Raw genomic sequence first — 26,275 nt, 5'->3', positions numbered from 1 at the left:
CGCCAACCGAATACTTACGAATCGTTGATGCCGCGGGGCGCCCATCCATACGTTTCCGCCTCTTATCGTGGGGAACATGCGAGATGAGTTTCATCGACAGTTGGATCTCCTCACCGCGGACATCGCGATGCTCTGTCATGCGGCGGGGATCGCCATGAGCCATGCCACCGAAGCGCTTCTGTGCGCCCAGATTTCGGCGGTTGAAGAAGCCATCGGCGATCACCGGCGTATCTCGGCGAAGGCCGCTGGGGTCGAGGCCATGGCCTACCGCCTGCTGGCCCTGGAGTCTCCCGTCGCGTCTGATCTGCGCGCCGTTGTCACCAGCATGCAGCACGCCGTCGACGCAGACCGGATGGGGGCGTTGGCGTTACACGTCGCCGAGGCGGCTCGCCGACGGCACCCGCAGCGCGCCGTGCCCCAGGACATCAGCATCGTCTTCGCCGACATGGCGGCCATCGGGGTGCAGATGGGCAGTGCTGCCAGAGATGTCGTGCTGTCCGGCGATCCGGTCAGGGCGAACCAGCTGCGGTGCGACGACGACCGAATAGATTCGTTGCACCGCAACCTGTTCGGCAAGGTGATGGATCCACAATGGAGCCACGGGATTGCAGCCGCGATCGACGTGACGCTGCTGAGTCGGTACTACGAGCGGTTCGCTGACCATGCGGTGGACATCGGGGTCCGCGCGGCCTTTCAGTACACCGGTCGCCCGCTGCCTCGCTCCGCAGTTGCTGCCGGAGTATGAGCCGAGTGCCGTGGTTGTGGCACTCGCGCACCTACCAGACGCGTACGTAGTCCACGAGCATGTCGGCCGGATAGGTCCCGCCGCTGGGGTCTTCTCCGCCGGAGCCCGCGACCGCGAGGTTCAGCACCACGAACATCGTGTAGCCGGGCTGGCTGAACGGCCAGTCCGGGAGCTGGCTCGCCGAAACCTCGAAGTAGGGCTTCGCCCCTTCGGTGTAGTCCTGCCAGAACCGGGCGCCGGTGGCATCCCACTGGGTGCGCCACGTGTGCCAGCCGGTGTCGACGGCGATGTTGTGGGTTTCCCATTCGCCGCCGTTTGACTTGGCGTGCACGGTGGTGGCTGACGGCCATTTGCCGTTGCCGTACCACTCGACGATGTCGAGCTCGCCCTCGCCCAGGGTGCCCAGCCAGAAGGCCGGCCAGGCGCCCGCGGTCAGGCAGTTGAACTTGATCCGCGCCTCCCAGGTGTGCCCGGCCCCGCCTTCCCACACGCTGGCCAGCTTGGCGCCGTAATAGGCGTCGCCTTCCTTGGTGGCCCGGATGACGAGGTTCCCCTTGCCGTCCAGGAATGCGTTCTTGCGGTCGTCCCGGTACTGGCCGATACGGCCCGGCTGTTCCCAGTACGTGGGGTCCTTGATGGTCTCGCGGGCCTTGGCGATGGTCCACTTCGACGAATTCGGCGCCGAGCCCGCGGGCCCGTCGAATTCGTCCGCGAACACGTAGTTCATCGCTGCCTGCGGCGCTGAGGGCGCCGGAATGCGCGGTGTCTGGGGCCTGGTCGGGAGGGCATTGGCTAGAGGGGCGGGTATTGCCGCCGCCATCGCGCCCAGACCCGACAGCATCATCATCTTTCGACGGTCCAAGTTGGCCATGTTGGACCACCTTAGCCGGGCAACGTGCATCGGTAGGGGTCGAGTGATTTTGCCGACGGGCGGTTCGGTTCAGAACATTTCCATAGGAAACGCTTCATCCCTGCTCAGCCAGCGCGGGGACAGTGGGTTACATGACCACGCCGATCGAATCATCGCGCCGGGCATGGTGGCGCAGCGCGCCGGCCGCCGGACTGGTGCTCGCCGGGGCGTTCCTCGCCATTCTGCTCGGCGTAGCCATCGACGGGCCGTGGGCGACGGTGCTGGCCTCACTCGCCGGCTTCGCGACGGCCATAACGGTGATCGCGGCCGCGGCGACCAGCTGGGAACACGTCGTCGTCAACGCCCGCAGCGCCGGGTTGATCGAGTTCGAGGTCGAATCCCGCTAGCCGCCGGCCGCCGGCCCGCCCGCCGGTACGGGTGGCGGGCCGGACCTGCCAGCTAAGTACGGGCACACTCAGCGGCGGCCCCCACGGCCGTCGCTGTGTCAATCCTGCGGTCCCCGAGGCACGTTCGTGTGAGATGCTCTGCGCGTCAATTTTTTGGTCACCGGGTCGGGGCGACTTCAGGGAGTGCGAACGTGAGACTTGTCATGGGCATTGTTCCGGCGATGGTTCTGGCCGGAACGGCGATCGGTTTCGCGGGCCCGGCTGCCGCCGAAGACCTCAACGGCACCTATCGCTATGACCACGACGGTCCGTCGACCTGGAGCACCTGGACCGTGACGTCCTGTGGTTCGGGATGCGCCGACGTGGCGGCCACCGGCGGCGCGACGTGGGCGCCGTATGGCGGCCAGGCCCACCTGGACAACGGGCGTTGGACGATGGTGAGCCCGTGGCCAGACGCGGGGACCTGTGAGGGCACCCCGCTCACCGCCTCACGCACGCTGTCCTGGGACGACGCGTCGCTGGCCGGCAACGGCTACGCCACCTGGGAAGCGAGCGACTGTGGCCCGGCCGAGCGCAGTGACCGGTTCTCGTTCACGTTGACGAAGCTGTCCTAGAACGGAGCGCACTCACCCTGCGAGGTCAGCCAGCCGGTGAGACGAGGGTGCGCGCGGGCCGAGGTGTTTGCTGGGTGGTCGGACGACCTGTTTCCGGCGCGCCGCGTTCGACGACTACCTAGCTCTGCCATAGTCGTGGATTGTGGGTAGTCAGAACATGCACTACTGGCGGCGATCGTTCTGGGCGCTCGTGGGTGTGGCTGTCCTGGGCTTCGGGTCCGCAGTGTTGCGCGTCGCGAAGGTCGGCGTGGATCCCTACACCGCGGCCAACATCGGCATCAGCAACACGATCGGTCTCGACCTCGGCACGTACCAGCTCATCAGCAATGCGGTGCTGCTGATCCCGGTCTTTTTCTTCGGCCGCATGTACATCGGGATCGGCTCGGTCATCAACATGGTGATGACCGGGTACTTCGTCCAATGGTTCTCGGCTCTGCTGAGCCCACATGTCCCCAGCGAGCCCACCCGGTTGATCCAGACCGTGATGTTCCTCGTCGGGATCACGTTGTTTGCCGCCGGTGCGTCGATGTACATGACCGCCGCGCTGGGCAACGCCCCGTACGACGCGATCGCCCCGATCATCGTCGACCACACGCGCCTCCCGTACCGAGTGGTGCGGGTGGCCCAGGACCTCTTGTTCGTCGCGTTGGCGTTGGCGTTCCACGGGCAGGTCGGCATCGGGACCGTGATGACCGCGTTCTTCGCGGGTCCGCTGATCGACTTCTTCACCGAGAAGGTCAACAAGCCGCTGATGAAGAAGGACCTGGCGGCACTCGAGGCGTTTCAGGAACGCGTCAAGACCACCCGCTGGCACTTCTGACGCTGACGGCGACGCCCGCCGGAATGGAATAGGACTGCAGTCCGTTTAATTGGGCATGGCTGCGAACGAACGGACTCTGGAACTGCTCACCCGCAATCTCCCCGAGGTATTCGGGGAGGGGGACGCCCGACGCCGGCGCGCCGCAATCGACGATCTCTATTGCGACGACTGCGTCGTCTACTCACCGGACGGCGCCTTCGTGGGCCGCGACGCGGTGGACAAGTTTGCCGGCGACCTGCGGGCGACGCACCCGCAATTCGTGTACACCCACCGCGGCGAACCGCAGGTTCTCGCGAATGCGGGCATCCTTGCGTGGGGCTCGGGCACCGAGGGGGAGGAGCCGGCGTACACCGGGTTGGACGTCATCCTGGTGCGTGACGGGAAAATCGTTGCGCTGTATGTCTTTCTGAATCCGTCGCTGTCGTAGCCCGTCAACAGATTTGACGCTCCGCGCCCGCGCCCATCGTGCGGAAAGCCGCGCTGTGGCGCCCCTGGCCTAAAATATCCAAGTGGTAGCACGATCCTGGCCGGCGCACATTCCGGTGGCGACAGTCGGACGACCGGCTACCGCACGCGCCGGTGTTCCCCGCCCGGGAGTGACCCGGGTACTGCAGGATCGCACCGGTCTGGTCGTGGTTGCCGCCCCCGCGGGATACGGAAAGACCACCGTGGTCGAGCAGTGGGACGACGCCGATCAGCGTTCGTTCGCGTGGGCGCGGCTCGACAATCTCGACAACGACCCCGTGCACCTGCTGCTGCACCTGGCCACGGCACTGAATCAGGTCAAGCCCATCGACCCGGCGGTGTTGGACTACCTGCAGGGCGCGGGCCGCGCCGAAAGCCAACTGGTGTCGGCATTCGTCCGGGCGCTCGAAAGTTGTGGGCCTGTCGTTCTGGTGCTCGACGATGTTCACGAGTTGTCGGCGAGCGCAGCCGTCGACGCCCTGCGCGCAGTGGTGGACCTGGCCCCGAATTCGACGACGCTGGTACTGGTCGGCCGGCAGATTCCCGCGCTCGATCTGGCGCGACGCCGACTGCAGGGCTATGTCAGCGAGATCGGAGTTCCCGAGCTGAAGCTGTCCGGATCCGAAGGTGCGGCCGCATTCGCGGCCCTCGGTGCCGGTATGGACAAGGCCACGGTCACAAGGGTTCTCGACAAATGTGAAGGCTGGGCGGCCGGTGTGGTGATGGCGGCGCTGGCGCTGCGCGATGGCGCGCCCGCCGAGGCGGTTACCGGTCGGCACCGGCTGCTGGCCGACTATCTGGTCGAGGAAGTGCTCAGTCAGCTCGATCCCGACACCGCCACGTTTCTGACGGAATCAGCTGTCCTGGACCGCTTTTGTGCCGACGAACTCGACGCGCTGCTGGGCCGTACCGATTCGGCCGCGATGCTCGACGCAATCACCCACTCGGGCAACATGTTTCTGGTTTCCCTTGATACCCAAGGTGTCTGGTACCGGTATCACCGATTGTTCGGTGATCTGTTGCGCGCACGACTGCGCGATCGGGATCCGGACCGGTTCCGGGAGTTGGCGGCGAGAGCCGCGGATCGGCTGGCCCACGCCGGTGACGTCGACGGCGCATTGACCCAGGCGCTGGCCGCCGAGGACCGTGCGCAGGCCGCCGCGCTGGTGGTGATGGACGCGGTGCGGTTGGGCTTCGACGGCCGGGTCGGCGTCCTGGCCCGGCGGCTCAGCCTGATCGATGAGCAGACCTTCACCGACTACCCCGACGCCGCGATCGCGCGGGCCTGGCTGGGGGTGATGACCGGTGACGCCGAATTGATCCAGCGGTCATTGCTGACCGCGAGCGCGGCCGACTCCGGCAAACCGCTCTCCGACGGCACACCGTCGGTGGAGGTGGCCGCGGCGCTGATCGGGTCCTTGATCGGTATCGGCGGCGTGGGGGAGGTGATCCGTTTTGCGGAAACCGTCTGTGGTGCAGGTGATCACCTGGTCAATCCATGGTGGGGTGCGGCCACCACGATGAAAGGTACGGCCCTGGCCATGCTCGGGGAATCCGAGCAGGCCCGGGCCACCCTGGAATCTGCGTTGCCGGTGATCGAAGACCTACCCGGATTCCAGGCCGCCGTGCTGGCACATCTCGCCGCATTGGACCTCGGTGACGGCGACCTGTCGGCCGCCATCTCACACACCAACGCCGCGCGTTCGATCGTCGACTCACGCGACTTGTCCGACATGGTCCCGATCGTGGTGGTCTACGCGGTCGACGCGCTGGTCCGGGCCCGGCGCGGCGACGTGGCGGGAGCGCGCTCGGCCGCCCGCGCGACCGAACGGCTCCTCGAACGGCTGGGTGATCTGTCCGCCCGCACCGCCCTGATGGCACATGTGCTGGTGGCGGGCGCAGCTGTCGAGATCGATGACACCGACCTGTGCGACCGTCACCTGGGCGCGGCGCAACGTGCCCATCGGCGTGAACCCGAGGCCGTCGGCGTGGGGCAATGGCTGGACCAGATCCAGGCCTTGTCGGCGGCCCGCGCGGCCGGTGGTGCTCGGCCGTCGCTGACGACGGCCGAGCTCAGGCTGCTGCCTTACCTGGCCACCCACCTGTCACTGCAGCGCATCGCGGGTGAGCTGATCTTGGGCCGGGAAACCGTGAAGAGTCAGGCCAAGGCGATCTACCGCAAACTCGGTGTCTCCTCCCGCGCCGCCGCGGTGGCCGAGGCCGACCGGCTCGGGCTGCTCAGCGAGAGCGCGCGAGCCGCCGCGAGAACGGCAACAACATCAGAAACTCGGCGATCAACACCACGGTGATCATCACGACCACCTTCGGATCATCGAAGTTCTGCCCGGCCACCACGAACGCCGCTGCGGCGTTGCGCTGAGCGGTTCCCAGAGCCAGCACCTCCCGTGTCCCGGGACCGCCCATGAGCCAACCGATCCCGCCACAGATCACCGTGTAGATGACAGCCGCCAGGATGCCGAACGTGCCGAAAACCGACAGCACACTGTTGAAATGGGCGGCGATCGTGAACATGATCACGAGAATCATGCTGACGGTGGAGATCTTCGCGATCACGGGCTGGAGGCGGGCGGCCACCCCGGGACCGCGGGCCCGCAGCAGCAGGCCCGCGGCCAGCGGAAGGAGCATCAGAACCACGAGAGACATCGCGATCTGAGCGGGGTTCACCGCGGCGCCCGAGACGAAGATCGGCAGGATCAGCGGCACATAGCCCACGGTGACCACCATCAACAGCACCATCAGGCCCACCGCGAAAGCCATGTCGGCCTTCGCGAACTCGGCGAGCTTGATCAGGAACGGTGCGCCGGCAGCGAGCCCGCACAACAGCAGCCCGATCCCGAGCGGATCGTCCAGATCGAACACCCGCCACAGCCCGAACGCTGCCAGCGGCGCCAGCACGAAGTTCGCCGCGAGGGACAGTGCAACCAGGCGAACGTTCTTGAGCGGAGCCAGGATCTGGCCGACAGTCAAGCCCAGACCGACCGCCAGGGTGCTCGATACGACGAAGAAGACGACGGCGATATTCGAGCCCCGCAGCAGCAGGTCATTCATGCCGGCCCCCATCAGGCCATCGTCACCAGGTTGCGCCAGAAGGACTTCAGGCTGTCACTGGCGCCGAACAGCGTCGTGAAATGGGTTGAGTCGACCAGCACGATGTCACCGGCGCGGTCACCGGACGGCGGCATGTGGACAATGGCGTTGAACTCGGTGTTCCCCGCCAGGGTGAACGGATGCGGCCGGGTCATGTCGATCGGTTGCCGGCCCAAGACTCTGAGGTCCGGTCCCTCGGGCGCGGTCAGCTCGTAGTGCGGCAGGTGCGGATGCAAGGCCAGCGTGCTGACGTCGCGCAGCAGGCCCGCGGAATCCAGATCGCGGAAAGTGGTAAGCGGCACAATCTGTCTGGTGCCCTCGACCGTGGCCGGACGCAGGCCCCAGGTGTTGTGCACCGGGATGTTCAGTCCGGTCAGCAGCGACCGGGCGTAGCCGCTGAAGCGCTGGATCCGCGGTGTCAGCGGATCACCGTGGTGCAGGTACTCCATCTGCTGCTGCTCTTTGTCGTCGATGAACCCGACGTCGTGATGCGGCGCCAGCATCAGGCAGGTGCCCTCGCGCTTCAGCCACTGCTGGATCGCGGCGATCTCTTCTTCGGTGGCGGCCTCGTCGCCCAGCAGGTGGTCCAGGCCGAAGATCATCAGGGTGTCGGTGTCGTCCAGGATGCGTTCATCGATCGGCAGCCGGTACCCGGCCTGATCGACCCGCTGGAACACCGCGACCGGATGCCCGGTCGCCTCGCCGGCGACGTCCTGGAAGGCCAAGGACGAGCGGTGGAACAGTTCCAGCGTTCCGTCGATGCCCTGCAGGAACTCCTTGGGGCTGTACTCGGGCGTCTCGTAGGCCGGCCAGGTGGCCAGGCGCACCTCGGTGACCGTGGAGAACCGGTTGTACAGCTCGGCGGGGTCGCGCTGGACCTCCCACGGGTAGCTCCAGGACCAGTAGATGCTGACGCGTCGTTTGCCGTTGCGCGGCCGGGCGATGTGGGCCTGGTTGTAGGTACGGGCGTATGACTGTGTAGCCATGGTGTCTCCTAGTTTTTGAGGTCTGTGAGGTAACGCAGTGCGCTCAGGCCGGGCAGGAAGAAGTACGCCCCGCCTCGCAGCGTCGTGAATGCCGGTAACCCCTTGTGTACCTTGCGGATCGGCCGCTTCGGAATCTTGAAGTCCAGCGTGCCGTCCTGGGTGCCGCAGATCGGGTCGTGCTCGTTGCCCAGATCTTTGAACGAACTGTCGTTGATCCAGACGTTCTGGGCGAACTCGAACTGACGGACCAGGCTGGCGCAGATCAGGAACATCCCGATACCGCGTTCGACTCCGTCGTCAGGGACGCCTGCGGGCAAGGCCGCCCCGTAGGTGCCGCTGCGCCGGATCATCCTGCGCCGATTCGGATTCGGCTCGGTATCGCGTGGATTCAGCCTGCGGGCATGGGCGCCGATCGGGCAGGCATAGCCGTGCGGATCCATCGTTCCGTAATCGAAATCGTTGTTACGCATCGGATCCGCACCCAGTTCCGGATCGTCATGTTCGGGTGCGAGTACCAACGGTGCACCGCTGCGCCACCGGCCCATGAACTTGGCGGCCAGCAGCTCCTCGCCCTCGGCGCCCTCGGCATTCTGCTTCAGGTAGTCGCGGAAGACCCCGACATGCTCCTCCAGCCGGCGGTACGCCATGAAGCTGCCGTTGCGCGAAAGCACCTCGGGGGTGGGCTGGTTCGCGACCAACCCCTCTTCGTCCGGATAGCCGAGGATGAACTCGCCCGCTGCCAGCGCCCCGCCCGAGCCGGGCAGCAACACCTCACCGGAACCCTTCATCTGCGGCTGGGACACCGGATCGCGGTACCCGAAGTGATCGTGGTCGTACTCGAACGGTGCGGTGGCGGCCAGATCCAGATGCGACAGTGACCGCACCCCCGGGCAGCGGGCCAGCAGTGCGTCGTGTTCGCCGACGCACCGCAGGCGTTCCTCCTCGTCCCGGGCGAACAGGATGACAATCGCGTGCAGATCGTCGCTCGCCAGCTCGCCCACCCAGTGTTCGGGTGCGGCCGCCCCGGTGTCCCCGAGGATGTCGGCCCGCGACGCCATGCCCTCCCGGAACTCGTCCGGGAATGTCGCCAGCGTCTCCTCGTCCAGGCCCAATGCGCGCAACCCGTTCCAGGTGAAGGCCAGGTTGACCCAACGCTTGAACACGTTGACCGTCTCGCGGACATCGGTGGCCGACTGCACGAGGGGCACCATCTCGGCCAGCCAGGCTTGCCCTGCTTCGGGGGTGTCGAAGGACAGGAACTCGTACCGACCGGTCAAGTGGGGTGTCCCGGTCAGCATGATGTGCTGGATATCGTCGAATTCGAGATCGGTCATTGCATTTGGTCCAGCATCTCGGAGAACGCGGCCTTGAGCCGCAACGCCTTCTTGACCTCCTCGGACGTGACGTACGGGTATTCGCCATACTCCAGGAAGCTGGGCACCTGGTGGTTGCGAACGAACATGATGAACGCCTCGGGGTTCGTCTTCCAGTCCTCCGGGAAGCCCTCAAGGTTGACGAAGGCGGTGGTGATGCCCGTCGAGCTGAACAGTTTGACGGCGTCCTCGGTGTACTTGTCGAAGTCGGTGTCGAAGATGCCCTGGTACTGGAAATGCAGACCGGAGCCGACGTCGAACAGATTCCACCGCAGGTAATGCAGCTTCAGCGGGGCCAGCACGTCGGGCTGCGCGGCGACCGCCGCTTCGAGCTGCTTGCCGTAGGCGCGGATCGCGTCCTCGCGGCCCTCCTTCACCTTGGCGATGATGTTGAAGCCGTAGCAGGCGGGGGTGCGGGGAAACACCGGGCCATAGCGCCCCCGGGTCAGTTCGAAGTAGCCCTCCTTGGGGATGGCAAGAGCTGCTGGTTGGGTCCAATCATTGTTTCCGTTGTTCGCCATGGCACCGAGATTATGGGCGCGGGGAGCTCACGTCGTCCCCCGATTCGGGGGAACTTCTCCCAGCAGGAGTGGTGCTGTCGGCAAACCCGCAAGAACGCTCGCCGACATTTCGTGATCGAGACGGCCTTTACAGCTCGGGCTGCGCCGGCTCGACCTGCCAGCTGCAATGGCCGTAGACGAAGCGGGCGGTGAGCAGCATCCCACCGAGCAAAGCCGCAGTAAAAAGCCATGCACTGACCGCCAACTGGATACCGCCGCTGAGGGTGTGCCCGCTGGTGCATCCACCGGCCATCCGGGCCCCGAAGATCACGAAAAAGGATCCCGCAAAGCATGCCGCTGCCCGCCTGGCGCGGCTGGGGCCGAATCGGTTGCGCCATGAGGGCGGTACGACGGGGCGGAACGCATTGAAGCGACCCGTGATGAACAGTGCCGAGAACAGAGATCCGAGCAGGACGCCGAGAACCACAAGGGGCTCCCAGCCGATCGTGGCGAAGACCTGTCGGCTGTAGTCGAAGCCCGGCATGAAAAGGTGCCCCACCACCCAGGAGTAGGTGGTCGACATGCCGAAGGGCTGACGAAGGAACAGCGACAGAACCACGAGCGCGGCGACGAACGTGGCCGCCATGGCGGTGGTCCGTGCGAAGAAGGTCGTGCTTGGCGTCCGCTGTGAGGCCGGCGGGGAAAGCAGGGTGGTCCAGGCCGGCGCGGTTGTACCTTCGGCGAGGTAGGCGGAGGTATCCGCGGCAAAGGCCCGATCATGTTCATCGACCGGGGCGGTGGTCGTGCGTAGGTGCTGAAGACAACTGTGCCTACCCCCGGCATATCGCGGCAAGTAATACAACAGCGTCAACGCGGCTGCCGCGTAAGCGATTGCGATTGCGAGCATGGGGATGGGTCGGATATCGGCGATGTCTCCGGTAGCAACCAGGTCACCGAGGTCTGCGGTGTGCACCAGCCAGCGGCCTACATCGGTCTGGTACACCGCGGTCCACGCGGCGGCGCCGAGAAGTCCGCCGGGCAGCGCTGCCAGGACGTCTCGGCGCCCCTCCCCGAGGGCGATCATTTCAGTGCCGGGGAAGTAGCCGCTCACCGCCGCTCCGGCGCCGAACATGATCCCGCCGAGGGTGACGCCGATCAAGTACGTCGGCCTCGGTGAGAAGTGCATCGAGAATCCCAGCGCGTAAAGCCCATACAGCAATACAGAACCGATCGCGGTGACAAACAGAAAGCAGCCGAGGAGGAGCCGATCAACCAGCCTGGCAGTCCGGATGATCGTTTCCGGGTTGCCAATTCCCCAGATCGAGGCGGGCACACTGAATGCGGCACCGATCAGCAGGCCTACCCATAACGGGGCGGTGACGCTGACCATGTGCACCTCCTGCGGCAGCCGGCTTTGCGTACTGGCGATCCGGTATCGCCTCGACGTCAGGCCAGACGTTCCACTTCGACGAAGACGATCGGGTCGCGGTCACCGCGATTCTCGACGGTGTGCTCGGAGCCTGCCGGTCGTGAATAGCTTTGTCCGGCTACGAGTTCCGCGACGATCTCGATGCCGTCGGCAGTGACGACGTGCATGGTGCCGGTGACCACCGGGACAACCACGTACTCGTAGTCGTGCCGGTGCATCGGGATGGCGCCACCCGGATCGATCGTCCACCGAGTCACACGGAACCAGTCATTTTCGAGCTGGATCTCCCAGTGGGATCCGGTTGTCATGTTCGACATCGAATACCTCCCCACCGGCCGGGCTGATGACCGGCCGTCAGAAGTCAGGCGTGCTCACGTCTTCGAGTGCCTGCTCAGGGCCCGTCGGTGCGACCGGCGCAGTGGGAGTGGCCTGGACCTCTGCCGAACCGCATTCAGTGCCACTGACTCCGGGCGGGCACAGGTTGTTGCTGCTGGGGAGGTTCCGTGAGTTCGGCACCAGGTAGGGCACACAGGTGCCGGTGTAGGTATCGGGGTCCTCGCCGTTCGGGCAGGCCGCCAGCACGCTCGACGGAGCGGGAACTGCGGCGACCGCAGTCGCCGCTGCCACCACGGCGACCGCGGACCAAGCGGAGATGACCAGGTGGCGTGGGGTGATCAGGGTTCTCATGTCCTCATGCTTCCAGTTGATGGCGGTTCAGGGGGGTCACGGCGTCAGATTCAGGACAGCCTTGCCGTATTCGAGGTCGGCGGGCACCGAGACATGGTCATGGGTGACCATCCAGACGCCGTCGACGCAACGCAGGCACGCTGTCCACCGCACCCACATGTCGATGTCGCGGCCACTGGACAGGGTGCCGCGGACATGGTTGAGGCTGTGCACGAACGCGAGGTCACCCTCGGTGGTGACGGTCAACTCGTGCACGTCGTAGCCGATCGGGCCGGTGTACGCGGTGAAGACTTCCTGCCAGGCCCGTCGCTTGTTGTCGTCTCCGGCGTAGCGCAGCGGTGCCCCGATGTCGAAGGACACGACGTCGGGTGCATACAGGGCGGTGAGCGTGTCGAGGTCGCGCGCACGGATCGCATTCACACCATCGGCGATGCGCTGTCGAATGGCGGCTTCAGTCATGCTCGTCACGGTAGGCGACCACCGCCGCCGGGCACCGGAGAATCAGTGGGCGGGGCCGAGTCCGAGTTCGACGAGTAGAACGCGAACGCGCCGCTCGATGTCGTCGCGAATCGGACGGACCGCTTCGACCCCGAGGCCGGCCGGATCGGCCAATTCCCAGTTCTCGTAGCGCTTGCCGGGGAAGTACGGGCAGGTATCCCCGCATCCCATCGTGACGACGACGTCGGCCGCCTCGACGATGTCGTCGGTCCATCGCCGAGGTTGTTCGTGTGCGATGTCGATACCGACTTCGGCCATCGCCGCCACGGCCGCCGCGTTGACCTTGTCCGCCGGCTCCGAGCCTCCCGAGAACACGGATGCCCGGTCCCCGGCGAGGTGGGTGAAAAAGCCCATCGCCATCTGGGACCGGCCGGCATTGTGCGTGCAGAGGAACAACACGCTGGGCCGGTGCTGCTGTGAGGTCATCGGCTGCCCGGTATCGGTGCCGGGGTGGCAGTCGCCTGGGTGAACCGGCGTCGCAACGCCAGTGACACGTAGACCAGCGCCACCAAGACGGGCACTTCGATCAGCGGGCCGACCACACCTGCCAGGGCTTGGCCGGATGTTGCGCCGTACGTCGCGATTGCCACCGCGATGGCCAGTTCGAAGTTGTTGCCCGCGGCCGTGAACGCGAGGGTGGTGGTGCGCTCGTAGCCGAGCCCCAGGATTGCTCCCAGTGCGTAGCCGCCACCCCACATGATCGCGAAGTACGCCAGCAGCGGCACCGCGATGCGAGCGACGTCCCACGGGCGGGTGGCGATCTGGTCGCCCTGGAGTGCAAACAGCACGACGATGGTGAACAGCAGGCCGTACAGGGCCCAAGGGCCGATACGCGGCAGGAACGTCGATTCGTACCAGTCCCTGCCCTTCGCGGATTCACCGATGCGGCGCGACAGATAGCCGGCCAGCAGTGGGATACCCAGGAAGATCAGTACCGACTTGGCGATCTGCCACGGCGACGTGTCGATGCGGGCCTGCTCAAGGCCGAGCCAGCCGGGAAGCACCGACAGGTAGAACCAGCCGAGCACGGCGAACATGAGCACTTGAAAGATCGAATTGAGGGCGACCAGCACCGCGGCGGCCTCGCGGTCGCCGCAGGCCAGGTCGTTCCAGATGATGACCATGGCGATGCACCGGGCCAGCCCGACGATGATCAGACCTGTCCGGTACTCGGGCAGATCGGGCAGAAAGAGCCAGGCCAGCGCGAACATCAGGGCGGGACCCAGCACCCAGTTGAGGATCAGCGAGCTGATCAACAGCTTGCGATCACCGGTCACGCGGTCGAGGCGGTCGTAGCGCACCTTGGCCAGGACCGGGTACATCATGATCAGCAGGCCCAGCGCGATCGGGAGCGAGATGCCGTCAACCTGAACGCGATTCAGAGCGTTGTTGACCCCGGGAACAAGCCTGCCCAGCAGCAGGCCGCCGGCCATCGCCGCGGCGATCCAGACGGGCAGCAGCCGATCCAGGGTGGAAAGTCTGGTTGAAGCGGGTGGGTTCACGCTGATGTCTCGGGTGCGCTCGATGTGCAGCACCCGCTCTCGGCGGCAGCGGCATCGAGTGCAGGCGAGTTGGTGCCGAAGGATTCCGAGTCGGCGAGAACTGTGTAGACCTCCCACTTTTCGCCGGCGGGACCGCTCACCCACACCTTGTCCTGGGTGGCGAAGCAACAGGTGGTGCCGATCTCCTCCTCGGTGAACAGGCCTTCGTCCGTGAGGCGGGCGATCTCTGCGTGCACCTGGTCGCTGGACTCGACCTCGATACCGAGATGGTTGAGTGTTCCGCCGTGCCCGGGGTTTTCGATCAGCACCAACTTCAGCGGGGGAGCGGTGATGGCGAAGTTGGCGTAGCCCGGCTTGACCTTCGCCGGTGCCGTGTTGAACAGCTTCGAGTAGAACGTGATGGCCTCGTCGAGATCGTCGACGTTCAAGGCGAGTTGTGCGCGGGACATGACAGGCTCCCAACCTCTGCGACTTATGTCGAATTATTCGGACGGCATCGATGATGCCACCTCTTCGACGTATGTCAATATCCTCTGGCAGAATGGCTGCATGCCCAAGGCGTTGCCGGTGGTCGACACCTCTGAACCGGTCTGCTGCTCACCTGTGGCGGCCGGCCCGATCGATGACGACGGGGCGCTGGAGATTGCGCTGCGGCTGAAAGCGCTGGCCGACCCCGTGCGGGTCAAGCTCGTGTCGCTGTTGTTCAGCGCCGAGGCCGGAGAAGTCTGTGGGTGTGATCTGGCGGCTGCGGTCGGCTTGGCCGAATCAACGGTCAGCCACCACCTGTCACAGTTGCGGCGGGCCGGGATGGTGGAGTCCGAACGGCGCGGCATGAACGTCTACCACCGCCCGCGCCGGGACTCACTCGTCGCGTTGTGCACCGTGCTCGACCCGAACTGTTGTCGCTGAGCGCGACGGCCGTCGGGCCTTGAATCGTCGACTGCGTCAGACGCAGTCGACGCAGAGCTGCTGGTCGCCCTTCTGCAAGGCCATCCGGTTGCGGTGCTGCACCAGGAAACAGCTCGAACAGGTGAACTCGTCAGCCTGCTTGGGGATGACCCGGACGCTCAGTTCCTCGCCGGAGATATCGGCGTCGGGCAGGTCGAAGGAGTCGACCACCTCGTCCTCGTCGATGACTGCCGTGTCGGCTGCGGTGCGCCGCGTGGCCAGCTGTTCCAGCGACTCCTCAGCGGGCTCGTCGGTCTCCTTGACGCGCGGGGCGTCGTAATCGGTAGCCATAAATGATCCTCCTAAGTTCAAGACCAATGTTTCTCGCCAACGCCACAGCGGGACATCTTGTTCCCCGGGCGAATAGCCTGTAAACGTCGGATGCACGTTAGCGGTTCAATCCGCCGGGGTCTGCATCGGTGGACGTGATGCTGAGTACAGTCGTCGGCGTGCATGACGATGGCAGGGGTTCGGACGCCGAGATCTTCGATGACGCCGAGCTTGATGGGTACCTCGATGACGACGATGCGGACCTGGAGGATCTGGACTCCAACGGTCAGCTGATCTCGATCCGTCGCGCCAATGGCGAGGAGATCGTCACCATCGTCGCCCAGGACGACGAGTGGAACGTCGACCTGCAGCCCGGGGGCTCCGTGCAGAGCGCGTTCCTCGGTTCGCGACGCGACACCCCGGTGTGGATCAACGCCCTCGACGGACAGATCGAGCGCGACGACGACGGCACCTACGTCATCCGGATCGACTGACCTTCGCGGCTCGTTGCGCTCGTGGTGAGCGCAACTGTGGTGCTCAGGCGCCCTGTTGCCGATGGTGACGGGGTGTCCTCTCTACGTGTAGTGAAGCTCGGTGCCCACATCGGGGCTCGCATGGATGGAATCGACGTCAGCGGCACTCTTGACCCGGCCACGGCGTCGGCGATCAACGATGCCCTGCTCGAGCACAAGGTCATCTTCTTCCGCGGGCAACACCATCTCGACGACGACGGTCAGTTGGCTTTCGCGCGGCTGCTCGGTACCCCGACGAGAGCGCACCCGACCGTCACCTCGCGCGGCGAGCGGATCCTGCCCATCGACTCGCGGTATGACAAGGCCAACAGTTGGCACACCGATGTGACATTCGTCGACCGCATCCCGAAAGCCTCGTTGCTCAGGGCGGTGACGCTGCCGAACTACGGCGGGACCACGACATGGGCATCGACCGAGGCGGCCTACGACGCGCTGCCCGGGCCGCTCCGCGCGCTGGTCGAGAACCTGTGGGCGGTGCACACCAACCAGTACGACTACGCCACCGGAGACCGGTTCGACGACGAAGGGCGCCCGGTTCTCGCCGACGCCGAGCGGCAGTACCGCGAGGAATTCGTGTCGGAGTACTACGAAACCGAGCACCCCGTGGTGCGGGTCCATCCCGAGACCGGTAAGCGGGTATTACTGCTGGGACACTTCATCAAACAGTTCGTCGGCCTCGGCCCCGCCGAGTCGGCCACCGTGTTCCGGCTACTCCAAGATCGGGTCATCAAGTTGGAGAACACGATTCGTTGGAGCTGGGAGCCCGGAGACCTGGCGATCTGGGACAACCGGGCCACCCAGCACTACGCGGTAGCCGACTACGACGACCAGTACCGCCGGCTGAGCCGGATCACCCTGGCCGGAGATGTCCCGGTCGATGTCCACGGCCGACGCAGCCGGACCATCGCCGGCGACGCGTCGCGGTACTCCGAGGTGGTCGCGCCGGTCGCGCTGGCCGGCTGACCCGGGGCGGTCAGAGTCGATCCATCTCCCGAGCCATCAGGCTGTGCTCGAGATAGCTGCACCGTGGCGGGTAGTAGGTGGCGCGCCGCCGGTTAGCGTGGGCATGCCAGTGTTCTGCCACCGACGACACCGCATGTGACACCATCGCCACGACGTTGTGATGGGTGGGCGTGCCCGCTGCTGCGGCGGTACTGAACAGCACCTGCTGTTCGGTGATGAGCACCGGTTCGTGTGAATGCAGGACCGGTGCGTTCTGTCGTGAGGCTTCGCGCTTGACCACGGAAACCGGATGGAAAACGCTCATGTCGAAACTTCCTCTGAACCAAGCGCCGTACTTTCCAGCGCTCTCATGCAGAAAACATACGGCCGCCCATATCCATTCCTCACGCGTAGTGCACTACCTCTTTATGTGACGTCTCGGACCGAACATCCATTTACAGCCTGGCTTCCCGAGGCTGCGAGGTGGACAGGTTGAGTGATTTGTAAAGGCGGACACGCAGTTTGCCACTGGCTGATGGCGCGACGGGTCGGACCTTTCCTGCGCAACTATCTTGTTCCCGCGCAGTGCAATTGGATGGATCCTCGGGTTGGCGGCGCGCTCACCGATCGGTAAAGCTGCGGTTAACGGGGGATGACAGGGGGGGTCCGATGAGTGCGCAACAACAACAGAAGCGCGACGCGCTTTGTGTGCTCGACAACGCCCTGACCATCAGAATCGCTATGGCGCAAGCGGACTGGGCTGCGGTATCCGCACCGCGGATCGATCAACAGTGAAACGCCGTGTATTCGGCCAGATTTCGGCAAGTGTCAGCGACACAGTGAGGAACGGGCCGACGCTCTGCTGCGATCGCATTACCTGACCCTGAACAATGCGATCCAGGACCCGTCCTTCGTTCGGCGACCGCTCGGCTACCGCTTGCTGAGGATCGCCGGCCCCGTATTACATGCAAGTGACAGCCTGACCACGGCCCAGGGCCACAAGTACCTCCAGACCTGCGCGCCGGCCGACACCGACCATGCCGAGGAGTTCGCGGTCGTGCCCTCGGCGTCAGTCCCGGCCGACTTCGACTCCAGCGGCTAAGCCGGTGCTGCCTCTCGGACCCTCGGAAATACCGCCCTAATCGGTGTCGCGACGATAGCGTGGGGACTCGTCGTTTCTACCTGGATAGGAGAGTGGACGATGAGAGCCGAATCCGCGTCGGGCGAGGGCATCGCCGGAGTCATCCGGTCCCCGCAACGGCTGATGGCCGCCGTCGTGGCGTTGCTGGTCGGCCTGTTCGGGGCCGCGATGCTGGCCCCGGCCCGCGCCGCCGCCGACGGTGAGACCTATATTGTCGCCACCGACATCACCTTTGCGCCGTTCGAATTCCAGGACGTGGACGGCAAATTCGTCGGCATCGACATCGATCTCATCAACGAGATCGCGGCGAACCAGAAGTTCAACATCACGATCAAACCGCTGGGCTTCGACGCCGCGCTCCAGGCAGTTCAGGCCAATCAGGCCGACGGGGTGATCGCCGGCATGTCGATCACCGATGAGCGCAAGAAGGTCTTCGACTTCTCCGACCCCTATTTCGAATCCGGCGTGCAGATGGCCGTGCTGGCCGGCAACGAGGACATCAAGTCCTACGCCGACCTCAAGGGCAAGCGGGTCGCGGTCAAGAACGGCACCCAGGGCGCCGAGTTCGCCGAGTCGATCAAGGACAAGTACGGATTCCAGATCGTCTCGTTCGCCGATTCCGCGTCGATGTTCGAGGAAGTCAAGACGGGTAACTCCGTGGCCGTCTTCGAGGACTACCCGGTGCTCGCCTACGGCATCCAACAGGGCAACGGGTTCAAGACCGTGACGCCGAAGGAGAAGGGCTCCAGCTACGGCTTCGCGGTGAACAAGGGCCGCAACGCCGAACTGCTGAGCAAGTTCAACGCGGGTCTCAAGGAACTCAAGGATTCCGGGCGCTACGACCAGATCGTCGAGAAGTACCTCGGTGAGGGTGCCGCCGAGGCCGACAACTCGTTCGTCGGTCTGGTCAAGAGCACCTTCCCGTTCCTGATGGCTGGTCTGAAGATGACGATCATCCTGACGGTGGTGTCGATCGCCATCGCCCTGGTACTCGGCGTCATCTTCGGGCTCTTCCGGGTATCGCGGTCGATCGTGCTGCGGGCCATCGGCACCACGTACGTCGACATCTTCCGTGGCACACCACTTCTGGTGCAGGCCTTCTTCATCTACTTCGGTATCCCGACCGCGCTGGGGTTCCAGATGACGGCGCTGACGGCGGGCATCATCACGCTGTCGCTCAACGCCGGCGCCTACATGACCGAGATCGTCCGCGGCGGAATCCAGGCGGTGGACAAGGGGCAGATGGAGGCAGCCCGCAGCCTCGGTATCGGATATCTGCCGACGATGCGCAAAGTCATTCTGCCGCAGGCGGTTCGCACCATGATCCCGTCGTACGTCAACCAGTTCGTCATCACCCTCAAGGACACCTCGATCCTGTCGGTGATCGGCATCGCCGAGTTGACGCAGACCGGACGACTGATCATCGCGCGCAACTACCAGTCGTTCACCATGTGGCTGATCATCGGCATCATCTACTTCATCGTCATCATGGCGCTGACGAAACTCTCCGACCGGCTCGAAAAGAGGATGGTGAAATGACCCAGCTGGTACCGGAAGCCGCGGCCGCCGAGCCCGAGGGCACCGTCAAGATCCGCATCGAGGGCCTCAAGAAGTCATTCGGCGACCTGGTCGTGCTTGACGGCATCGACACCACGGTCAGCAAGGGCGAGGTGGTCTGCGTCATCGGACCGTCGGGGTCCGGTAAGTCCACCTTCCTGCGGTGCCTCAACAAGTTGGAGGACATCACCGCGGGCAAGGTCACCGTCGATGGATTCGACCTCACCGACAGAAAAGTGAACCTGGACAAGGTCCGTCAACACATCGGTATGGTGTTCCAGCACTTCAACCTGTTCCCGCACATGACGGTGATCGACAATGTGACGCTGGCGCCGCTGCTGACCAAGAAGATGGACAAGGCCGCCGCAGAGAAGCGGGCGATGGAGTTGCTGACCCAGGTGGGCCTGGCGGAGAAGGCCAACGTCAAGCCTGCCACATTGTCCGGCGGCCAGAAGCAGCGTGTCGCGATCGCCCGGGCGCTGGCGATGAACCCCTCGATCATGTTGTTCGACGAGGCCACCAGCGCCTTGGATCCAGAGATGGTCGGCGATGTACTGCAGGTGCTGCGGGACCTGGCCGAGGGCGGCATGACGATGGTCGTCGTCACCCACGAGATGGGTTTCGCCCGAGAGGTGGCCTCCCGGGTGATCTTCATGGCAGACGGCAACATCGTCGAGGACGACACTCCGTCCGAGGTGTTCGACAGCCCCAAACACCCTCGGCTGCAAGAGTTTCTGTCGAAGGTGCTGTAGCGGCTAGCCCTGTTCGACCACGTTGGACTCACCGGAGTTCGACACGTCGGGTTGCCCGGTGCGGTAGGTGACCCGGTTGTCGAATCCGGATACCCCGATGGTCTCGACGGATTCGACGGTGATGACGTTCTCGACGCCTGACACGGTCACGGCAATGCAGTGGCCGGTGATCTCCAGCTCGTTCTGGATGCCGCTGACGATCACGGTGTTTTCCCGGCATTCGACGGTCCGGTGCTCGTTGATCCCTGAGACGATCACCGTCTCTCCTGCCGGAACCTGTGTCGGTGCAACGGATCCGGGCAGTGGCACGCCGCTGATCGTGGTCTGCCGGATGGTCGTCGACTGGCTGTCGGTGACCGTGCCGGCGTCGGTGTCTCCTGCGTCGGTCTTGTTGACCATGAGATAGGCCGTCACGAGGCCGCCGACCACCAGGGCCAGCACGAATCCGCCGAACACCAGGAACAGGTGCGTGCTGCCCGTGCTGCGCGGCGGTTGCGGCGGTGCCGGATACGGCTCATAGCCCGGCCACGGTGCGGGTGGTCCCTGGGGCGGTGGCGGGAAGCTGTTCGCCTGCGTCCAGGGCTGGGTCGGTGGCGGAGCGGCGGAGGCGCCGGTCCCGAGTTCCGAGGTGCGAGCGGCGTCAGCCAGTGGGCGCTCGAGTTCCCGGATGCGGGCCTCGGGATCGTCCTTCGGGTCCATGCGCAGATGCTCGCACATTCGGGCGCAGATGCGTATGGAAGGCGCCGCCGGCACCGTGAGCGACTATTTGCTGATTGGTGCTTTCGCGAACAGCGCCCGGCATCGGGTTCCAGGTGAGGCGATATCGAGCAAAGTAGTTGATGCATAACCTGTCTCGCCGCCCTCGTGTGTTCGGGACGATGTCGGTGGTCCCGCGTAGGCTTGTCCTCGCAGGTAGTTTGCTGCGTAGGGAGGACGAATCTCAGTGCCTCAGACAGGGCAATGGACCGGTGACCCCGTTTGGCTGGCCGATGTGCTTCGGGCGGAAGGCATCGACCTCGTCGAGTATCCCGGGTGGCGGACGCGGGGACACGGCGATTTCAAGGACATCCGCGGGGTGATGGTGCACCACACCGGGTCGGACACGGCAACCGCCGCGTCGATCGCCGACGGCCGCCCGGATCTTCCCGGCCCGTTGTCGCAGCTGCATATCGCGCGCGACGGCACAGTCACCGTGGTGGCCCTCGGGGTGGCCTGGCACGCCGGTGTCGGCATGTATCCGTGGTTGCCGACGAATATGGGCAATTGGCACATGATCGGCATCGAGTGCGCCAACAGCGGTACCAGCCCCACCGCGCCGCATCGCAAGAACTGGCCTGACGCACAGTATTTCGCGCTGGTGCGGTGCTGCGCCGCGATCAATCGCCGGCTGGCCCAGACTTCTGAGCGCACCATCGGGCACAAGGAGTATGCGGGCCGCGCGCAAGGTAAGTGGGATCCGGGCGCCATCGACATGGACATCCTGCGCGCGGACATCCAGGCGCAGATCGGCGATATCGCGAAACCGGCGCCCACGCCCCGGCCACCGGTACCCGAGGGTCAGTACACCGAGACCCTGCTGTTCCGGCCCATGGAAGGCCCTCAGGTCGCCCACTTGCAGAGCCGGCTCAAGTCGGCCTACTCGGCGTATGCGGGGGACCTCGAGGTCGACGGTGTGTTCGGCCCGCAGACCGAGGACGCGGTCAGGGAGTTCCAGCGTCGCACGCGCGGGCTCAAGGTCGACGGCATCGTCGGTCCGGCCACCGCCGCCGCGCTGCGGCTCTAACCGGTGTCGGGGGCATTGCTGTGGGCAGCGAACTTACGATCCGGCACGGCTCATCTTTCACAGCCGTAACACATTTCCCGCGTCTCTGCCCGCTTCCGCGAGTTGACGCCCAAGAAAGTTTGCTGGCGTGTCGCGATGTGATCTACCGCTCACTTTTGCCGGCGATGGTAAGAATTGTTATTGACGGCCCCGCTGCTCGTGAAATGCGACACGTCCAGGGGGTGCTGGGAAGTCCCTGGTAACAGGCATTTAATCGAATGCGACCAAAAGGTAACGAGTCGATAACGAAGAATTTCTTAAGCGCATTCTGAGAGAGTGTCGGCGACTGCCGTGTATTCGCTACGAACTCGTCCAGGACCTGTCGGTTTCGTCGCTAGACTCAATGCAAACGCGCCACTCCCGGCGCAGATGGACCTGGAATCTAGAGCCGGTGAAAGCCTTGCCGGCGGAGGTGCCGATGACGATGGCAAACAACTTCCTGCGCGCGCTCGCTGAAGCGATGCGCCCCGGCCGCAATGAACGCGCCATCGACGATACGTCTGCCCGCGGCGTCGCATTCGACGGTGCCCTCGACGACATCGACGTGGCCGGACTGGCCGAGGTCGGACGCGGGCCGATCGGCGACATCGCCGTCGACCCCGACCGGGACACCGTGGTGGTCACCAACACCGCGGCGCAGAGCCTGACCGTGATCAACCCCCACACCATGGGCGTGGTGGGTTCGGTCCGCCTCGCAGGAGACCCTTTCGCCGTCGTCGTGGCCGATGACCGTGCCTACGTCAGCGTCTCCACCGCCGGGCATGACTCGATCGCGACGGTCGACACCATCACCGGCGCCGTGCTCAACGAGTACCCGCTGGCCTTCAGCGTCACCGCCCTGGCCATCAGCCCGGACGGCAAGCGCGTGTTCGCCGGCCGCGCCGGCCAGGAGCGCATCGACATCGCCGTCATCGACACCACCGCCGAGCGGGTCGGCACGATCGACATCGCCACCGGCGCGGGCGTCAACCTGGACGCCCTGGAGGTCGACTCGACCGGCAAGCGCCTGTACGTCGCCACCTCCGACTTCCGCGGCAGCCGGCTGGTCGTCGTGAACACCGAAACCGCCCAGGCGCAGGCCACGGTGTGGATCGGCGCCCCGATCCGCGACATCGCGATCGGCGACGGCGTCGCCTACGTGCTGACCTCCGATCTTGAGCATCGCGGTGTCGTGCACACCGTCGACCTGTCCGCCGGGACCGTGGTGGACGCCGTCGAGGTCGGCGGGGCGCCGACCCAGCTGGTGCTGAGCTCCGACGCCACCCGCGCGTACGTGGTCGACTACGACCGCGTCATCGTGTGGTGCGCGCTGACCAGCCAGATCCAGGGCAGCGTCGACGTCCACGCACAGCCCGCTGCAGTCGCCATGTCCGACAGCGGCACCAGGCTGTACATCGCCGACTACGCCGGCCAGGTCAACGTCTTCGACGTCGCCGAGTCCCTGTACTCGCAGCTGGTCTCGGCGGACGCGGTCGAGATGCACCAGTTGCCCGCCCTCCAGGCGGCCGGCGCCTGATTCAGCGCCACCGATAGCGGGTACGCGGCCGCCCGGCCTTGCCGTACTCCGTCGTGCGGATGACGATGCCGTCATCGGCCAGACGCTCGAGGTAGCGCCACGCCGTCACTCGGGACACTCCGACTTGTTTGGCCGCCTCATCGGCGGTCAACCCGTCAGGCTCGTCGCGCACCGCGGCAGCGATCTCCTCGGTGGTCTGCGGCGCCGCGCCTTTGGGCGCGGTGGATTTGTCTGTGGCAATGCGTAATTCGGCCAGGGCCCGGTCGACTTCAGCCTGGCTGGCGGCATCGGTTCCAGACGGCAGCGCCGAACGGTAGCGGCGGTAGCGCTCCAGCCGGTCGCGGAATGCCGCGAACGCGAAAGGCTTGAGCAGATAGGTCAGCGCGCCGTGGGCCACCGCCGCGCGCACCATCTCCAGGTCGCGCTCGGAGGTGATGGCGATGATGTCCGGTGCAGGCCGCAGCCCGGAAAGGCCGGAGGCCAACGAGATTCCGCTGGCGTCGGGCAGACCGATGTCCAGCAGCACCAGATCGATGGGTTGCTCGGATGCGGCGGCCGCGGCCGCCGCCCGCATCGCGTCGCGGGCGGTGTGCGCCACCGCCGACACCGAAAACCCTTCCAGGCGGCCGAGATAGGCCTGATGGGCTTCGGCGATCAATGGATCGTCCTCCACGATAAGGACGCTGATCATCTGTTCCCCTCTGCTCTTCGCGTCAGCGTTCATCGCCGCGGCACCGTTGCGGTGACCACTGAACCGTAGGTGACGTCGGCGCGCAGCGTCCCGCCGTGCTTGCGGATCACCTGGGCCACCAGCGCCAGCCCCAGCCCGTGGCCGGCCGTGTCGGCTGATTTCGTGGAATAGCCACGCTGCATGGCCTTTTCGAAGGTGTCCGGGTCCATACCGGGGCCGCTGTCGGCCACCCGGATCAACAACTCTTGATCGTCCTGGGTCACCGTGACCTCGATCCACGGATCCTCACGGTCACAGGCATCCATCGCATTGTCGATCAGATTTCCCAGCACCGTCACCATCTCCTGCCCGGAGAGCACGGTGTCGGTGGACAACTGGGTGTCCTCGGTGACGGTCAGGGTGATCCCGCGTTCGTCGGCCTGAGCGGTCTTGCCGAGGAGCAGGGCCACCAGGGCCGGTTCCCCGACGATCAGTGACAACCGGTCCACGAGCCGCTGCGACAGCTCCAACTCACTGGTGGCGAAGCGGACCGCCTCCTCGGGCCGGCCCATCTCAACCATGGTGACCACGGTGTGCAACTTGTTGGCCGACTCGTGTGCCTGTGCCCGCAGCGAGTCGGCCAGGACCTGTAGTGAGCTGAGTTCGCCCAGGGCGCCCTGTAATTCGGTGCGATCCCGGATCGTGACGACCTCCGAACCGGAGTCCGCGACGCGGGCCCGGTTGACCACCAGCACCCGGTCTGCGGTGACGTGCAGCTCGTCGCGCACCCCGGGATCAGCGCTGCGCAGAAACTCCGGGAGATCCTCCACACGTACCGGTCCGGCCGCCAGGCCCAGCAGCCGGCGCGCTTCATCATTGGCCAGCGCCACGCCGTCACGATCGAGCACGATGAGCCCCTCGGACACCGAATGCAGGATCGCGTCATGGTGGTCGTACATGACCCGTAGTTCATCGGGCCGCAGACCCCGGGTCTGGCGGAGCAGCCGGCGCCGGATGGCCCACCCCCCGATCAGCGAAGCCCCCAGTGCGGCAGCGGTTACCGCAGCGATCACGGGAATCTGCGCGCGCCAGCGCTGGCCCAACGTCTGCTGGGTGATCCCCGCCGACACCAGGCCGACGATGCGCCCGTCGGCGCTACGCACCGGTGCGATCGCGCGCACCGACGGCCCCAGGGTCCCGGTATAGACCTCGCTGAATGTCTCGCCGCGCAACGCGGGTTCGACGGTGCCCAGGTAGTGCCCGCCGATCTGGCTGGGATCGGTGTGGGTGAACCGGACTCCGTCCGGCGCCATGATCGTGATGAACGCGATGTCGGTGCCGGTTCGCACAGCCTCGGTCACGGGCTGCAAAACCTGTGTCGCAGTGCCGGATTCGATGGCCGCCGAAGTCGAGGGGGAATCGGCCAGCGCCGTGGCGATGCCGATCACCTGCTGCCGGGCCGCGTCCTCGCCGTCGCGGCGGGCATCGAGCAGGGCCAGCGCCGTGCCGGCCAGCACCACCAGCGCGACCACCAGGACCTGCAGCGCGATGGCCTGTCCGGCCAGCGAGCGCGGCCAGGCCAGCCCCGACAGCCGCCGCCAGTGCGTCACAGCACCTCCGATTGTGAAGGCAATGATCTTTCAACATAGTGGCCCGGATATCCGCTGGTAGCGGGTTCGCGCCGGTGACCCTTGCGACCTTCGCGCCCGTCAATTCGGGGCTGCTGTTCGCGGGGGCTGAGTCGTAGAATCTGACAATAAGCAGGGTCGAGGGTAGATCCAAGGGAGACCTGCGATGAGCTGCGCAATTCATCGCTTGACAACCATTATCGTGGCCGCGGTCGCGTCACTGGCAGTGGTGACGGCGATTTCTCCGGCGGTCGGCAACGCCACCGAGTGCGGAGTGGGCACCGTATACGATCCGCCCTCGAACACCTGCGTGGCAGCCCCGTTGCCGCCGCCTCCACCGCCCCCGCCGCCGGCATGGAACGGCGACATCACGCCCTACTTCTCCGTCGGCATCTGCGCACCGATTCCGTTTGTCTCGCTCTGCGCAGGTATCTGAGCGATCGATTGTTGATCCGGCCCCGAAGTCGCCCGCCTCGGGGCCAGATCGCTGCGTGAACGTAATGAACAAAAAC

30 protein-coding genes and 1 pseudogene are annotated in these 26,275 nt (G+C 65.5%); 15 read left to right on the top strand and 16 right to left on the bottom strand.

Going from position 1 to position 26,275, the window contains the following annotated elements; genetic code table 11:
* Positions 1 to 76 precede the first annotated feature (76 nt).
* Entirely contained in the window at positions 77 to 745 is a 669-nt protein-coding gene (locus tag ACWEFV_RS10520) for a phosphate signaling complex PhoU family protein (RefSeq protein ID WP_450070113.1), read from the top strand.
* A gap of 31 nt (positions 746 to 776) precedes the next feature.
* Here the strand turns inward: ACWEFV_RS10520 and ACWEFV_RS10515 are convergent, their stop codons facing one another.
* Positions 777 to 1,616: a glycoside hydrolase family 16 protein gene (locus ACWEFV_RS10515; protein WP_135457711.1), complete on the bottom strand. Its 840-nt coding sequence runs from the start codon at positions 1,614 to 1,616 to the stop codon at positions 777 to 779.
* A gap of 131 nt (positions 1,617 to 1,747) precedes the next feature.
* Here ACWEFV_RS10515 and ACWEFV_RS10510 point away from each other — a divergent pair, with 131 nt between their 5' ends.
* From ACWEFV_RS10510 to ACWEFV_RS10490, 5 genes are all read left to right on the top strand, one after another.
* Positions 1,748 to 2,002 (top strand): hypothetical protein, encoded by a 255-nt coding sequence (locus ACWEFV_RS10510; RefSeq protein WP_450070112.1) that lies wholly within the window; start codon positions 1,748 to 1,750, stop codon positions 2,000 to 2,002.
* A 191-nt stretch (positions 2,003 to 2,193) separates the two neighbouring features.
* On the top strand, positions 2,194 to 2,616 hold the full coding sequence (locus ACWEFV_RS10505; RefSeq protein WP_450070111.1) for a hypothetical protein: 423 nt from the start codon (positions 2,194 to 2,196) through the stop codon (positions 2,614 to 2,616).
* Positions 2,617 to 2,758: 142 nt separating this feature from the next.
* On the top strand, positions 2,759 to 3,436 hold the full coding sequence (locus ACWEFV_RS10500) for a YczE/YyaS/YitT family protein (protein ID WP_450070110.1): 678 nt from the start codon (positions 2,759 to 2,761) through the stop codon (positions 3,434 to 3,436).
* 55 nt (positions 3,437 to 3,491) lie between these two features.
* The gene (locus tag ACWEFV_RS10495; protein WP_450070109.1) at positions 3,492 to 3,863 is read left to right on the top strand and encodes a nuclear transport factor 2 family protein; all 372 of its coding nucleotides are present in this window, start codon (positions 3,492 to 3,494) and stop codon (positions 3,861 to 3,863) included.
* 82 nt (positions 3,864 to 3,945) lie between these two features.
* The gene (locus ACWEFV_RS10490) at positions 3,946 to 6,210 is read left to right on the top strand and encodes an AAA family ATPase (protein WP_450070108.1); all 2,265 of its coding nucleotides are present in this window, start codon (positions 3,946 to 3,948) and stop codon (positions 6,208 to 6,210) included.
* Here ACWEFV_RS10490 and ACWEFV_RS10485 read toward each other — a convergent pair.
* The 10 genes and pseudogenes from ACWEFV_RS10485 to ACWEFV_RS10440 form a co-directional block, all read right to left on the bottom strand.
* A complete protein-coding gene (locus tag ACWEFV_RS10485; RefSeq protein ID WP_450070107.1) occupies positions 6,140 to 6,982 on the bottom strand; it encodes a bile acid:sodium symporter family protein in 843 nt (280 codons plus the stop codon). The genes ACWEFV_RS10490 and ACWEFV_RS10485 overlap by 71 nt on opposite strands.
* Positions 6,982 to 7,995 (bottom strand): hypothetical protein, encoded by a 1,014-nt coding sequence (locus tag ACWEFV_RS10480; RefSeq protein WP_135457701.1) that lies wholly within the window; start codon positions 7,993 to 7,995, stop codon positions 6,982 to 6,984. The genes ACWEFV_RS10485 and ACWEFV_RS10480 overlap by 1 nt, the downstream gene beginning before the upstream one ends.
* Positions 7,996 to 8,003: 8 nt before the next feature.
* Complete coding sequence (locus ACWEFV_RS10475; protein WP_450070106.1) at positions 8,004 to 9,329, bottom strand: Dyp-type peroxidase; 1,326 nt, start codon at positions 9,327 to 9,329, stop codon at positions 8,004 to 8,006.
* Positions 9,326 to 9,889 (bottom strand): hypothetical protein, encoded by a 564-nt coding sequence (locus tag ACWEFV_RS10470; RefSeq protein ID WP_135457697.1) that lies wholly within the window; start codon positions 9,887 to 9,889, stop codon positions 9,326 to 9,328. Before ACWEFV_RS10470 ends, ACWEFV_RS10475 begins: the two co-directional genes overlap by 4 nt.
* 127 nt (positions 9,890 to 10,016) lie before the next feature.
* The gene (locus ACWEFV_RS10465) at positions 10,017 to 11,258 is read right to left on the bottom strand and encodes a YeeE/YedE thiosulfate transporter family protein (protein WP_450070105.1); all 1,242 of its coding nucleotides are present in this window, start codon (positions 11,256 to 11,258) and stop codon (positions 10,017 to 10,019) included.
* A 56-nt stretch (positions 11,259 to 11,314) separates the two neighbouring features.
* A complete protein-coding gene (locus tag ACWEFV_RS10460) occupies positions 11,315 to 11,605 on the bottom strand; it encodes a cupin domain-containing protein (protein WP_450070104.1) in 291 nt (96 codons plus the stop codon).
* 46 nt (positions 11,606 to 11,651) lie between these two features.
* On the bottom strand, positions 11,652 to 11,984 hold the full coding sequence (locus ACWEFV_RS10455) for a hypothetical protein (protein WP_135457691.1): 333 nt from the start codon (positions 11,982 to 11,984) through the stop codon (positions 11,652 to 11,654).
* Positions 11,985 to 12,020: 36 nt separating this feature from the next.
* Entirely contained in the window at positions 12,021 to 12,443 is a 423-nt protein-coding gene (locus tag ACWEFV_RS10450; RefSeq protein WP_135457689.1) for a YybH family protein, read from the bottom strand.
* Positions 12,444 to 12,485: 42 nt separating this feature from the next.
* Positions 12,486 to 14,008 (bottom strand): annotated as a pseudogene (arsB, locus tag ACWEFV_RS10445) (ACR3 family arsenite efflux transporter).
* Positions 13,981 to 14,433, bottom strand: coding sequence for an ArsI/CadI family heavy metal resistance metalloenzyme (locus tag ACWEFV_RS10440; protein WP_135457684.1), 453 nt, complete (start codon positions 14,431 to 14,433; stop codon positions 13,981 to 13,983). Before ACWEFV_RS10440 ends, arsB begins: the two are co-directional and overlap by 28 nt.
* Before the next feature lie 100 nt (positions 14,434 to 14,533).
* On the opposite strand from ACWEFV_RS10440, the gene ACWEFV_RS10435 reads away from it, so the two are divergent.
* Positions 14,534 to 14,893 (top strand): Rv2640c family ArsR-like transcriptional regulator, encoded by a 360-nt coding sequence (locus ACWEFV_RS10435; RefSeq protein ID WP_044519995.1) that lies wholly within the window; start codon positions 14,534 to 14,536, stop codon positions 14,891 to 14,893.
* Between the two features lie 36 nt (positions 14,894 to 14,929).
* On the opposite strand, the gene ACWEFV_RS10430 is transcribed toward ACWEFV_RS10435, so the two are convergent.
* Complete coding sequence (locus ACWEFV_RS10430; RefSeq protein ID WP_135457682.1) at positions 14,930 to 15,223, bottom strand: DUF4193 domain-containing protein; 294 nt, start codon at positions 15,221 to 15,223, stop codon at positions 14,930 to 14,932.
* A gap of 137 nt (positions 15,224 to 15,360) precedes the next feature.
* Here ACWEFV_RS10430 and ACWEFV_RS10425 point away from each other — a divergent pair, with 137 nt between their 5' ends.
* Positions 15,361 to 15,696, top strand: coding sequence for a hypothetical protein (locus ACWEFV_RS10425; protein WP_450070103.1), 336 nt, complete (start codon positions 15,361 to 15,363; stop codon positions 15,694 to 15,696).
* 72 nt (positions 15,697 to 15,768) lie between these two features.
* Positions 15,769 to 16,698: a TauD/TfdA dioxygenase family protein gene (locus ACWEFV_RS10420; protein ID WP_450070102.1), complete on the top strand. Its 930-nt coding sequence runs from the start codon at positions 15,769 to 15,771 to the stop codon at positions 16,696 to 16,698.
* Positions 16,699 to 16,708: 10 nt separating this feature from the next.
* On the opposite strand, the gene ACWEFV_RS10415 is transcribed toward ACWEFV_RS10420, so the two are convergent.
* A complete protein-coding gene (locus tag ACWEFV_RS10415) occupies positions 16,709 to 17,002 on the bottom strand; it encodes a hypothetical protein (RefSeq protein WP_450070101.1) in 294 nt (97 codons plus the stop codon).
* Positions 17,003 to 17,346: 344 nt separating this feature from the next.
* On the opposite strand from ACWEFV_RS10415, the gene ACWEFV_RS10410 reads away from it, so the two are divergent.
* The 3 genes from ACWEFV_RS10410 to ACWEFV_RS10400 all read left to right on the top strand — a co-directional run bounded on the left by ACWEFV_RS10410 (position 17,347) and on the right by ACWEFV_RS10400 (position 20,127).
* Complete coding sequence (locus ACWEFV_RS10410) at positions 17,347 to 17,472, top strand: hypothetical protein (RefSeq protein WP_450070100.1); 126 nt, start codon at positions 17,347 to 17,349, stop codon at positions 17,470 to 17,472.
* 469 nt (positions 17,473 to 17,941) lie between these two features.
* On the top strand, positions 17,942 to 19,357 hold the full coding sequence (locus ACWEFV_RS10405) for an amino acid ABC transporter substrate-binding protein/permease (RefSeq protein WP_450070166.1): 1,416 nt from the start codon (positions 17,942 to 17,944) through the stop codon (positions 19,355 to 19,357).
* Positions 19,354 to 20,127: an amino acid ABC transporter ATP-binding protein gene (locus ACWEFV_RS10400; protein ID WP_090427717.1), complete on the top strand. Its 774-nt coding sequence runs from the start codon at positions 19,354 to 19,356 to the stop codon at positions 20,125 to 20,127. The genes ACWEFV_RS10405 and ACWEFV_RS10400 overlap by 4 nt, the downstream gene beginning before the upstream one ends.
* 3 nt (positions 20,128 to 20,130) lie before the next feature.
* On the opposite strand, the gene ACWEFV_RS10395 is transcribed toward ACWEFV_RS10400, so the two are convergent.
* On the bottom strand, positions 20,131 to 20,826 hold the full coding sequence (locus tag ACWEFV_RS10395; RefSeq protein WP_450070099.1) for a DUF3060 domain-containing protein: 696 nt from the start codon (positions 20,824 to 20,826) through the stop codon (positions 20,131 to 20,133).
* A gap of 244 nt (positions 20,827 to 21,070) precedes the next feature.
* On the opposite strand from ACWEFV_RS10395, the gene ACWEFV_RS10390 reads away from it, so the two are divergent.
* Complete coding sequence (locus ACWEFV_RS10390) at positions 21,071 to 21,910, top strand: peptidoglycan recognition protein family protein (RefSeq protein WP_450070098.1); 840 nt, start codon at positions 21,071 to 21,073, stop codon at positions 21,908 to 21,910.
* A 463-nt stretch (positions 21,911 to 22,373) separates the two neighbouring features.
* Entirely contained in the window at positions 22,374 to 23,465 is a 1,092-nt protein-coding gene (locus ACWEFV_RS10385) for an MmpL3/TtfA transport complex stabilizer (protein ID WP_450070165.1), read from the top strand.
* 1 nt (position 23,466) lies between these two features.
* Here ACWEFV_RS10385 and ACWEFV_RS10380 read toward each other — a convergent pair whose 3' ends face one another.
* Together ACWEFV_RS10380 and ACWEFV_RS10375 are read right to left on the bottom strand one after the other, a co-directional pair.
* Complete coding sequence (locus ACWEFV_RS10380; protein WP_135460233.1) at positions 23,467 to 24,156, bottom strand: response regulator; 690 nt, start codon at positions 24,154 to 24,156, stop codon at positions 23,467 to 23,469.
* 29 nt (positions 24,157 to 24,185) lie between these two features.
* Positions 24,186 to 25,745, bottom strand: a complete 1,560-nt coding sequence (locus ACWEFV_RS10375) for a sensor histidine kinase (protein ID WP_450070097.1) — start codon at positions 25,743 to 25,745, stop codon at positions 24,186 to 24,188.
* Between the two features lie 205 nt (positions 25,746 to 25,950).
* Here ACWEFV_RS10375 and ACWEFV_RS10370 point away from each other — a divergent pair, with 205 nt between their 5' ends.
* Positions 25,951 to 26,199: a hypothetical protein gene (locus ACWEFV_RS10370; protein WP_450070096.1), complete on the top strand. Its 249-nt coding sequence runs from the start codon at positions 25,951 to 25,953 to the stop codon at positions 26,197 to 26,199.
* Positions 26,200 to 26,275: the final 76 nt, after the last annotated feature.

This window comes from Mycobacterium sp. NPDC004974, from assembly GCF_053600815.1.
The sequence above is the reverse complement of the archived record's forward strand: the minus strand, read 5'-3'. Positions and strand labels throughout refer to the sequence as shown.